At 39.5% G+C, this 10,624-nt stretch carries 13 protein-coding genes; 2 read left to right on the plus strand and 11 right to left on the minus strand.

The window, feature by feature from the left end; all coding sequences use genetic code 11:
* Positions 1 to 21: 21 nt before the first annotated feature.
* On the plus strand, positions 22 to 543 hold the full coding sequence (locus NWP17_RS17110; protein ID WP_280656077.1) for an FKBP-type peptidyl-prolyl cis-trans isomerase: 522 nt from the start codon (positions 22 to 24) through the stop codon (positions 541 to 543).
* A 62-nt stretch (positions 544 to 605) separates the two neighbouring features.
* Here NWP17_RS17110 and NWP17_RS17115 read toward each other — a convergent pair whose 3' ends face one another.
* The 3 genes from NWP17_RS17115 to NWP17_RS17125 all read right to left on the minus strand — a co-directional run bounded on the left by NWP17_RS17115 (position 606) and on the right by NWP17_RS17125 (position 5,122).
* Complete coding sequence (locus tag NWP17_RS17115; protein ID WP_280656078.1) at positions 606 to 2,435, minus strand: AAA family ATPase; 1,830 nt, start codon at positions 2,433 to 2,435, stop codon at positions 606 to 608.
* Positions 2,436 to 2,519: 84 nt separating this feature from the next.
* Positions 2,520 to 4,403: an ArsA family ATPase gene (locus NWP17_RS17120; protein ID WP_280656079.1), complete on the minus strand. Its 1,884-nt coding sequence runs from the start codon at positions 4,401 to 4,403 to the stop codon at positions 2,520 to 2,522.
* 41 nt (positions 4,404 to 4,444) lie between these two features.
* Positions 4,445 to 5,122, minus strand: coding sequence for a GvpL/GvpF family gas vesicle protein (locus tag NWP17_RS17125; RefSeq protein ID WP_280656080.1), 678 nt, complete (start codon positions 5,120 to 5,122; stop codon positions 4,445 to 4,447).
* 117 nt (positions 5,123 to 5,239) lie between these two features.
* Between NWP17_RS17125 and NWP17_RS17130 the strand changes: the two genes are divergently transcribed.
* Complete coding sequence (locus NWP17_RS17130; protein WP_280656081.1) at positions 5,240 to 5,593, plus strand: hypothetical protein; 354 nt, start codon at positions 5,240 to 5,242, stop codon at positions 5,591 to 5,593.
* A gap of 71 nt (positions 5,594 to 5,664) precedes the next feature.
* Here NWP17_RS17130 and NWP17_RS17135 read toward each other — a convergent pair whose 3' ends face one another.
* From NWP17_RS17135 to gvpJ, 8 genes are all read right to left on the minus strand, one after another.
* Positions 5,665 to 6,054 (minus strand): gas vesicle protein GvpG, encoded by a 390-nt coding sequence (locus NWP17_RS17135; protein ID WP_280656082.1) that lies wholly within the window; start codon positions 6,052 to 6,054, stop codon positions 5,665 to 5,667.
* A 28-nt stretch (positions 6,055 to 6,082) separates the two neighbouring features.
* Positions 6,083 to 6,817, minus strand: a complete 735-nt coding sequence (gene gvpF / locus NWP17_RS17140) for a gas vesicle protein GvpF (RefSeq protein ID WP_280656083.1) — start codon at positions 6,815 to 6,817, stop codon at positions 6,083 to 6,085.
* Positions 6,818 to 6,862: 45 nt separating this feature from the next.
* Positions 6,863 to 7,330 (minus strand): gas vesicle protein K, encoded by a 468-nt coding sequence (locus NWP17_RS17145; RefSeq protein ID WP_280656084.1) that lies wholly within the window; start codon positions 7,328 to 7,330, stop codon positions 6,863 to 6,865.
* A gap of 99 nt (positions 7,331 to 7,429) precedes the next feature.
* A complete protein-coding gene (locus tag NWP17_RS17150) occupies positions 7,430 to 7,948 on the minus strand; it encodes a gas vesicle protein (RefSeq protein ID WP_280656085.1) in 519 nt (172 codons plus the stop codon).
* A gap of 128 nt (positions 7,949 to 8,076) precedes the next feature.
* Positions 8,077 to 8,985 (minus strand): gas vesicle protein GvpN, encoded by a 909-nt coding sequence (gene gvpN / locus NWP17_RS17155; RefSeq protein ID WP_280656086.1) that lies wholly within the window; start codon positions 8,983 to 8,985, stop codon positions 8,077 to 8,079.
* A 769-nt stretch (positions 8,986 to 9,754) separates the two neighbouring features.
* The gene (gene gvpC, locus NWP17_RS17160; protein ID WP_280656087.1) at positions 9,755 to 10,129 is read right to left on the minus strand and encodes a gas vesicle protein GvpC; all 375 of its coding nucleotides are present in this window, start codon (positions 10,127 to 10,129) and stop codon (positions 9,755 to 9,757) included.
* Between the two features lie 41 nt (positions 10,130 to 10,170).
* The gene (gvpA, locus tag NWP17_RS17165) at positions 10,171 to 10,386 is read right to left on the minus strand and encodes a gas vesicle structural protein GvpA (protein ID WP_045871251.1); all 216 of its coding nucleotides are present in this window, start codon (positions 10,384 to 10,386) and stop codon (positions 10,171 to 10,173) included.
* Between the two features lie 93 nt (positions 10,387 to 10,479).
* Positions 10,480 to 10,624, minus strand: a 145-nt coding sequence (gene gvpJ / locus NWP17_RS17170) for a gas vesicle protein GvpJ (protein ID WP_280656091.1), incomplete at its 5' end; no start/stop codon positions are given.

Consider the following 10,624-nt stretch of genomic DNA (forward strand, 5'->3'; position numbering starts at 1 on the left):
CCTCATTAGGGAGGACTCATTTTGAAATCAATTTTCCTCAGCCTGGGGTTAATGCTGATCTGTGTTGTAGTTTTGGTAATAGCACAAGTTGGCAATCAAGTCAACTCTGCTACCACCGGTAATTTTAACGAGACTACATCAGCACCCACCACTGTGACTAAAAACCAAACCTTGATTGCGAGTAATACTATGTCTGATGCCAACGTCGTCACCACCCCATCTGGACTAAAATATATTGAACTAGAAGAGGGAACAGGGGCGACTCCTGAACCGGGACAAAGAGTTGTAGTCCACTACACAGGAACTTTAGAAGATGGTACTAAGTTTGATAGTTCACGCGATCGCAATAGTCCCTTCGAGTTTAAAATCGGTGTCGGACAAGTGATAAAAGGTTGGGACGAAGGACTAAGCACTATGAAAGTAGGTGGTCGTCGTCAGTTAATCATTCCCTCAGAGTTAGGTTATGGCTCCCGTGGTGCTGGTGGTGTGATTCCACCCAACGCTACTTTACTCTTTGACGTTGAATTATTAGCTATCAAGTAGGCTGTCCCTTAATTCTGATCTTGTGGCAATTCACCTGCCGTAAGGGCAGGTGAATTGTTTTGTTAAACTGTACGTTGCTGCTTTAAAATTTCATAGGAAGATTGGAAATCATCAACAGTAATCTTGATAGCAGCAGTATCCGTTTCCCCTTGAGACCTAAAACGGCGAATTGCCTCCACAGCAGCCTGATTGCAGAGTAATACTAAATCAGCACCATTCCAGCCCTCGGTCATCTTAGCCCAATGTTCCAAGTCCACATTCAACAACGGTCTTCCCTGATTGTAAACTTGCAAAATCTGGAGCCGACTCTCTAAATTCGGTAAATCCACCTTTAATTGTAAATCTAACCGTCCCGCTCTTAACAAAGCCGGATCTATAGCATCAGGACGATTGGTAGCCCCAATTACCAAAATATTTGACCCCGATTCTAAACCATCCAACTCAGTGAGTAATTGCCCCACAACCCGGTTACTAACTCCCGAATCACCACTATAAGTCCCTCTTGCCGGGGCTAATGTATCAAGTTCATCAATAAATATTACACAGGGGTCTGCTTGCCGTGCCTTAGCAAATAACTCCCGTACCGCCTGTTCACTAGCTCCCACCCAACGACTAAGTAAATCCGGTCCATTAATACCAATAAAGTTAGCTCTGGCTTGGGAGGCCACGGCCTTGGCTAATAATGTTTTACCAGTACCCGGTGGACCCCACAACAGTATCCCTTTAGGCGCTCTGGCTTTTGTTTGCTTGTATAGTTCTGGATATAGCAAAGCGCCTTCAACAGATTCCCGCAAGGTTTGCTTAATGGTTTCCAGCCCCCCAATATCTTCCCATTCCACATGGGGAACTTCAACCTCCATGCTGCGGAGTACTGCTGGTTTGACTTCTTTGAGAGCCTGTAAAAAATCAGCCTGTTCTACTGCAATGTTTTCTGGAATTTGCATTTCAATAGAAGGGACTTGACGACGCAAAGCCATGTAAGCTGCTTTTTGACACACAGCTTTTAAGTCAGCCCCTACAAATCCCACGGTGCGCTCGGCAATGAAATCCAGATCAACAGTATTATCCAAGGGCATAGTCCGGGTCAGGACTTGCAAAATTTCCTTACGCCCATTACTGTCAGGAACCCTAAATTGAATTTCTCGGTCAAACCGACCCGGACGACGTAGAGCCGGATCAAGATGATCGGGACGATTAGTAGCCGCGAGTAAAATCACTCCCTGGTTTTGAGAGAACCCGTCCATCAGGCTTAATAATTGCGCTACCAAACGCTTTTCCACTTCTCCTTCTACTGCACTCCGGTCTGGGGCTAAACTATCAATTTCATCAATAAAAATAATACAAGGAGCATTTTTGACAGCTTTTTCAAAAATGCCCCGCAGCCTTTGTTCCGCTTCACCGTAATATTTACTGATGACCTCTGGTCCCACCAGAGCAATGTAGTTAACCCCCAATTCTTCAGCTAAGGCACGCGCTGTCAGTGTTTTGCCAGTACCAGGAGGACCAACCAACAGTACGCCCCGTGTGGGTTCTAGTCCGAGTTTAGCTAAAAGGTCAGGGCGTTTTAAAGGAATAGCAATCAGTTCTTTGAGTTCTTTGAGTTCTTGACTCAATCCCCCCACATCTTTAAGACTCATTCCTGAATTAGCTTCAGGTTTTACATCTGGTTCAGATGAACCAGGGTCAACAGGAGAAGCTGGAGTACGAATTCTGCTACTACCAACATCACTACTTCTATTGGTGGTACGGGGAATGTTCCCTGTTCTGGGAATACTACTTAAGGAACGGGTATTAAAATGTACATCAGTTTTTACTTCTCCGTTTTCAATTTTTTCTTCTAAAGTTTTCACCAGCTCGATGAATTGCTCAAATCCCTTGAATAAATCACTCATAACATTCCCCTAAAAATCAACTAAAAGATGAAGTGACAAAGATATATATTTTGTTAGCTACATTCAGCTTAAATTTTAACTTGATTAATCAAAGTCAAATAAAAGATTTGCAGCTCCTTGAATACGGGTAAGGGGTTCCACAGACCTAGGTAAGTCAGGTAGGCGAATAATTGTTTGTTCTGGAAATAAGCTGGTTTCAATTTCTACTCCCTGAGTATAGCGATTTTGCACCACATAACGTTGTTCAATTCCCATTTGTTTCAGGGATTCTGTTAAGCGTATATGTTCAGCTATAATCGCGCCTTGTGCCTGAATTATACCGACAAACTGAGTGTGTTTTGGGTTTTTTAATTTCTTCTGGGCTTGGACTACTTGTTGACGTAGACCCCGCAACCGCCCAATTAAATCAACTCGACCTAAAACATTTTGATATTTTATCCATAGTTTAAATATCCAAGATAACCAATCTCCTAAAGCAGAAGGCATTGCCAGAAATTGTAGCAGATGACCAGTGGGAGCAGTATCTAAGATAATTAAGTCCTGCTGATTACTGTCTAATAAATCCATGATAGTGATCAAGGATAGAATCTCATCAATACCTGGTAAAGCTTGAGACATAATTTGCCGCCAAGCCTCTGGAAGATAAGCAATATCTACTGTACTATTGGTTTGTGTTCCTTCACCACTAATCATATCGGCTAATTCCCAGAGATAATCAGCACGAAACTGATCTAATATTTCATCAGAATTAATTTCCTGTCCGGTTAAATTAGCTGTTAATGATGTAGGGTTATGCCCTAATTTGTGTCCAAAAGCATCTCCCAAAGAATGAGCCGGGTCTATAGAAATTACCCTAACTTTTTGCTGAGGATGACAACTGGCTAAACCCCAACCTAAAGCAGCAGCAACTGTTGTTTTACCAACTCCTCCTTTACCACCCACTACAATCAGTTGACATCCCTGGGCTAGAAAGTCAGTAAAGCTCGGTAAAACTCTAGTTGGCCATTGAATTTGTGGCGGGGGTGGTAGTTCTACAGTGTCAGTTGTTTGAATTTGTCCTGCTAGGTCATCTAATGCCAAAGGACCCAATGGTTCTTTTGGCTGTTGTGGTACTACAAAAACAGGCTGACTATCGGCAATTTTTAAGAACTGATCAATTAAGTTTTGCTGTTCTGCATAACGGTCTGCATTTATATCTGGATCTGTGATGGTGCGATTGATGATAATTCCTGCATAGTTAATGTTGAGGGTTTTTAAATCTTCTAGAAATCGCTCAGTTTCTGCTAAACACATAGGTTCAGCAACTGTCACAACTAAGCAACCTGTGAATGTTTTATCTTGTAGCAGTCGTCTACCCTCTGCTAACTGAAATTTCATATCAACCAGGAACTGATCAACTTCATCGGCTTGATAGCTACCTGTAAAACTTTCTGTGATTACACGATGTTTTTGTTGGAATAACTCCAAGGAATTTAAAATTACATCAAAAAAATCTTTTAATCCCAACAAATTCAATGTGTGCCCAGAAGGAGCCATATCAAGAACTATACGATCTACGGCTTTTTCTGAAAGTAAACGTTGAATTTCTAACAATCCCATTAATTCGTTTAAGCCAGGCCAATTGAACTCCCAAACCGGTGCTAAATCTTCTCCATCTGCCAAACTACCACGCTCAATTAGTAGTTCTAAAAATTTACTATATTTAGCCCTAAATTCCACCAACAGTTTTTCAGCATCTAAAGCCCTGATACTCAAATTAGGTAAATCTGCTAGTTGTGAAGCTTCATCTTTTACTTCTGCAAGTAATACATCTCCTAAAGAATGTGCTGGATCTGTGGAAAGTAACAAAATTTTTTCTTCTGGGAAATTTCTAGCCCAATAACGAGCAAAACTGCAAGACATGGTAGTTTTGCCCACTCCACCTTTGCCGCTAAACATAACTAAGTTTAGTGAATCGTACTGGTTCATAAGAGGTTTCCAAAAATAAATTACGAAAGTTGAAATTTTTATCAGATAAAGTGGTAAGGAGGAAGACAATCTCCCCAATATAAATCCCAGCGTGGACAAGCTTTTTGCCAGGCTAAAAATTGCTCTAAAATTAAATCCTTATCTTGATGATTCACCAAAATATGAATCTTGATTTCTTCTTCTTTTTCTTGAATAACAACAGGAAATTTATTTACTTTGCTGATTAAGTCAATCAAATTTTGTTTTTCTGTAGCCTGGGCAATACTAAAATTTTTTTGGTTTTGATACTGTTGCTTTTTAGCTAAAAAATAATCTTTCCCTTTGCCCTTAACTGGTAATTCTTCTGGGTTGCGAGGAATCAATTGTAAAGTAAATTCAGTTTTACCACTGATTTGTTTTAGCTGTGTGCGATATTTATTTATGTGGTCTTCTAGATGAGTTAGCAGGCTCTCTTGAGAATGAAAACAGATTCCAAATCTTAAAGGTAAAACTGTAATCTGCTGAAAAATTTCACAAATAACTCGATCATGACATAAAGCCATTTCGATTAATTTTTGATCATTATTTTGGAACGACTCTAGAGATATCCCTGGCTCAACAATAGCTGAAAGACCATTACCATTAATTAGCATTACTTGACTAGCAGCACCTTGTGGTAAAATCAATGGTAAACTAGGTTTTTCTAAAAAAGCATAACTGTAAAGGTTTTCTAATTCCATATACCTCACCTAGACGACTATCCATTTTAAAAATTTATGTTTGTTAATAATTTCAAAAAAACATTTACAAGGAAAACTTAGTTAGTTATAATGCTAAAAACCATTGAGTTATTTAGTATGAGAAACGTTCGTAATCGCAGCCTTATCAGACCTAAAGTAAGCACAATGCCTCGAAATAAATCTGAGGCATCAACTCAACTAGAACTATATCAAATGGTGACAGAAAAGGAACGTATTAAACAAGAATTGTACAGAATAAAAGAACGAACCGCCCTCTTGAAACAACGTTTAGTCACTCTGAATAAACAGATAGAGGAGACGGAAAAAACAATTCATAGAATACGTCAGCAGCATGATTCAATACATACTGAAGGTAGTCAAAACCCTAAAAAAACAGGTAAGATAAACCCAAATACCGTCGTTGAGTCTGTTGAACCGCGGAACTACCATGTTCTTGAGATTGAATACTAAACTGATGACATTTCCTGTCCTGCACTGTAAATTTTCTTAGCAGTGTAGGTTTCTTTTATTACTTAATTATGTTAGGGTAACAAGATTAAGTTTTGATTTTCCTCTTGTTCGTATTCTGTCGTGGCCTGGTATACTTCCTCTAAAGCTTCATATCCTACAACCTGCGTGGTTTCTTGCGATTCTTCCCCGAAGGCTTCCTCTTCTTGCGCCTCTGATTCCGCCTCTAACCGGGCTTGCTCTTCCAAAGCTTGAATTCTTAAAAGGATTTCTTCTTCTTGAGCTTCATATTCTTCTTCAGTTATTTCTCCGATATCAAAGGAAAGCTGCAAAGTCAATAATTGTTTATGCAGGTTTTCCTGATCATTAAATTCTGTGTTAGCACGCTCTTCAATTTTTTTCGCAATCCATACAACTCCATCAATGGGTCCCATGATTGGTAGTAGTAAAGCTTTCATGAACATAGTGACAACTCCTGATAGCCGTATGTAATTAAGTTAGTTGAGCAAAGGTATAGGGAGCGGTAAAATTGTTGTAGCGAATACGCAGGCGATCGCCAAATCTTTTGTCAATTGCTTCTACACGTTTGCTAAATACAGATTCGCTGTCCCAAGGAATGAGAAAGGCGGCGTTGTAAATCATTTCTTCTGTCATTGGTTCACTTTCTAAAATTTCTGTAGCTAAAGGCTTTAGCTCATGAGAGAAAACCTCAATCACAGCTTGTTTACGAGCCATCAAATTTTTTTCAATTAATTGTCCAATATGAATCACTTCCTCCATACTTAAACTTTTTCCTTCCATGCTGTCCCGTTCTTGTTTCAAATCAAGATTGGATGCCATCATCGCTTGCAGTTCAGCCTTAGTATCCCAAAAAATCTTAATGCTCACCTCTCTTTGTCCTGCCAATTTTTGAAATAAATCTTTCAACTGTTCTTTATATGGTTCTATTAGTTGCATGGTGATTGATTCCCAATTTTTAACAACTAATCCAAACTGCAAAGGCAGAAGCACATTATATCCTTTTTGCATTGTTTCTTCTAAAACTCTTTCGTGAGTTAATAAATTTCGACGAGAAGCCAAATATTTCTCCTTATTTGCTTCTGAGTATAGAAAAGTAAATCCCTCAACTACTTGACTAGAAACAGGTTGTTCATCGATTCCCTTAATAGCCAGAGTGTCAGGAATCAACTCAGGGAAAATGCCATACAAGTAAAGACCGAGACTCATAAGCTGCACTAGATTAAACTTAAATTTATCACTGATGAATTTTAATTAAATTGGTTTTGAGGTCAAAACCAAACGTAGTTTGGCGTGAATTAGATTAAGTTGAGCTAGACCTATATCTACCTCACCATCTACAACAATTCCAGTATTCAAAAGGCGGTCTAGTAATTCTAGGACCGAACCTTGAGTACTAGTTTCCCCTGGATAATAAGACCCAGGAGAGGGTAAAAGAGTACCGAACTCTCCTAAATTTACATTTAGTTCGGCTGGGTCAATTTCAAACACTTGACACAAATTTAAAATTTGTTCCTCTAACTTTTGTAAACTTTCCGATGATTGTTCTAGTTCAGATTCAGAGAGTAACTCCTGTTCCATGCGCCGAATTACTTGGGCTTCCATCAGCTGACGCACCAACTCCAACACAGTCAATAATAAAGGAGCTAAACCCGCTTCATTCTTAGGCTTAGAAGCGTTGGTTAGTAAATCCTTTGAGTTTTCATCTGGATTACAAACCATTTCTCTGATGTAACCTACAGTTTTAAATTTCCTTAATCAATCCAATTTTCTCTACCCAGTTGATGGGGATAACTAGTATAACTAGTATGTTTTCATTCATTATCCATCAATCTGCGTATCCAGTGGGGTAGTAATTTCCGGGTGGTTTTCATCCATATCATTTTCAGTATTCGATGCTAATGGAGTTAGCTCCGGTATGACCATAACTTCCGGCTGGTTTTCATCCATATCATCTTCAGTATTCGATGTTAATGGGGGTTGCTCTGGGACTGTGGCAGATTGAAGTAATTTTATCTGCGCTTCTAAGCTCTCTAGTCGATGTTGAAGCTCTTGATTTTCTTCAACTAAGCGTTGAGCTTTGCTGCTCAGATAAGGGTCGTTTTCCCACCAATTGATACCAATTTCCTTAGCCTTATCAACGGAGGATATCAACAGGCGAATCCGAATGTGTATGAGTTCAGTGGAGGCAATGGATATGGAAATATCGCCAGCAATAACAACACCTTTATCTAAAACTCTTTCGAGAATGTCGGCTAAATTAGAGCCTTGAGTAGATGTGTTAATACTCCGACTTGAATTTGTCTGATGACGTGTTGGTAATATTGGGGTAGAAGTCACAAATAACTCAACTCTTGAGTAGTATAAAAACGATTAATTGTGTTCACAAATTATTGTTGGTATGCCAAATAAAGCTAACGGCAGTTTTTTCAATCCTATTCATTGCTCTTAGCGTGATTTGGCAGACTTTAGTAATTGTAAACTTCCTGATCGACCTCTTGATCGCCAAAAACCACATTCTCTAAATCTATATTTGCTGGAGATGGATTAAGTAACTCCAGTAAAATATTTATAGAGTCGCCCATAGATAGGCTACTGCGGTTGCACAAAACATCTATAGCAATCTCCCGAAAATCTAGATTTTCGGGTGTGACGTGAATATCATTTTCTACACATACTTTAGCAAGCATGAAACAAGACCGCAATCCAGAGGTTTTCTCGGCTCCTGTAGCAAGACGAAATGATTTTACTAACCGCACTATGAAATTGGCAGATTCCCAATCCATGTTGGTTTTATGAATTAATATTTCAATTTGAGTTATCTCATCGGGTTCCGGCATATTGATAGTGACTAGTCTATCCATTAAAGCATCTTGCGTTGAATGAACTCCGCAATATTCTTCAGGATTAGATGTAAAAATAGCCCGAAATTTGGGATGAACATGGAGGTATTCTGGCTGGTTGCTACTGGGAGGTAGGCTGAGAATTTTTTCCTCTAGGGCTGAAAGTAAGACATTATTAACTTCTGGTCGCGAGCGGTTAAATTCGTCATATACCAAGGTGAAACCTTCCCGACAAGCCAAAGTTAGTCTAGAATCCACCCAATTTTGTTTTAACTCGTCTTCGACTTTAACGACACTGTGGATGTAATTGTCTAAAAGTTTTTTGCGAGTGTAGCCTGTTTCACCACCAATTAAATCAGAACTTTTAAATTCGTCATCCCCAAACAGTAACATTACTGGACTGTCAAGACAGTGGGCTATATGCAGCGCTAAAGTAGTTTTCCCTGTTCCGGCCGGTCCACGTAAGTGAACGGGGAACCCTGATTTAAGATAACGCAACGCCCTAGTTGCTACCTGCTCAATAGTCGGTGTCATTACGAAGCTTCCTGGACGCACACGAAGAACGGCTCTTTTATGATTCGTATTGGTAGTAGTCATAAATCAATTAGATATCAAAGATGTTTGCACTTTATAGCCTAAAAGGCTGGGGAATGATTTGTTCAAAAAAAGAATTAAACCTGACTCTCGACTGATCTAATCCAGAGTTTCGGTAACAATGAAAACAATGCAGGATAACTGCACCACAAATTCAGCAAATCCAGCTTGCCGAGTTAGCGTGTTGGACTTTAGCTAACATCAGGCTAACAGATTGTGTGTAAGTAAAAAACAACACTAGCAAAGTTCGTGACAAACGAAATGTTGGCAATGAATTTACAATGTCAATTTACTTTGCTAATGTTTCACACCAAAACAGAGTACTAAATTTTGTTAGTTAACCGTTTGAGAAAACCTACTAAAATCTACTAACTTAGAAATGCGTAATAGTTTTCGTCTTTATAAAGGTAAAACCTTTAAGGGTACAACGGCGGTACTAACTATCCCTTCTGCTGTATAGGCATTAGGAAATACTTTTCTTGAGAATTGTAACGAACCATTGACATTATTGATGTTGGTTCAATTACTAGGCTGAAATAAACCAGGTTTAACTCCCTGTACCATATCCTAACCAGAATTTTTGGGGAGTATTTAGTATGATTTATGAGATTTGGCTGAAACTGTCACAACCCCTTGTATTACCAGTTTGACAACCGGAAGATAAAGGGGCTCGACTATATTAGCCCAATTGTTTATTTAAGAGTGCTTACTAACGGGTATATTTACCCATAACACTCGCAAACAAATCTTGACGAAATTGATAGAGAGACTTTCTCTGCGCTTGGGCTTGAGCGATGCGCGCTTGGGCTGTAGCTGCTAAGAACGTATCAGTCTCTTGCTCAAGTTGCTGCTTGAACTGATGCAGTTGTTCTGCTTGCGCTTGGGCTTGAGCGATGCGCGCTTGGGCTGTAGCTGCTAAGAACGCATCAGTCTCTTGCTCAAGTTGCTGCTTGAACTGATGCAGTTGTTCTGCTTGCTCTTGGGTTTGAGCAATTCTAGTATTTTTTCTTCCAGAAAGAAAATTTCTTACATCTTCTGACATTAAGCGATTTTCTTCCCTAATTCTTTCCATTAAAGCCACCATAAGCTTCTCCCGAAACCAACTAGTATTAACTGTGGATCATGTTATGCAGGAACTGCTGCGGACTGAGTTAGACCTACAGCTTCTGCATATTTCAGATAGGTTTCTACTGAAGCAATTACGATTCTGGCTTCGATCGCTAGTAATTCAATACCAACTAAAGAAACACGCACCCAAGCATCTACAACGATACCTTTGTCTAGGATTCTATCAATAACTTCTGCCAAGCTGGAGGAAGAGTTAGTTTTTTCGACTGCCATGTGTTTAACCTCGATTTGTTGTCAAGTTTGTTTCTGGATAGAATCACTATAAATTTATAGTGATCCTACTGTTATTGTGGATTTTATTTCCTGTTATGCAGGAACTGCTGCGGACTGAGTTAGACCTACAGCTTCTGCATATTTCAGGTAGGTTTCTACTGAAGCAATTACGATTCTGGCTTCGATCGCTAGTAATTCAATACCAACTAAAGAAACACGCGCCCAAGCATCTACAACG

Origin of the sequence: Chrysosporum bergii ANA360D, from assembly GCF_029891735.1 — a bacterium.
GTDB lineage: Bacteria > Cyanobacteriota > Cyanobacteriia > Cyanobacteriales > Nostocaceae > Umezakia > Umezakia bergii.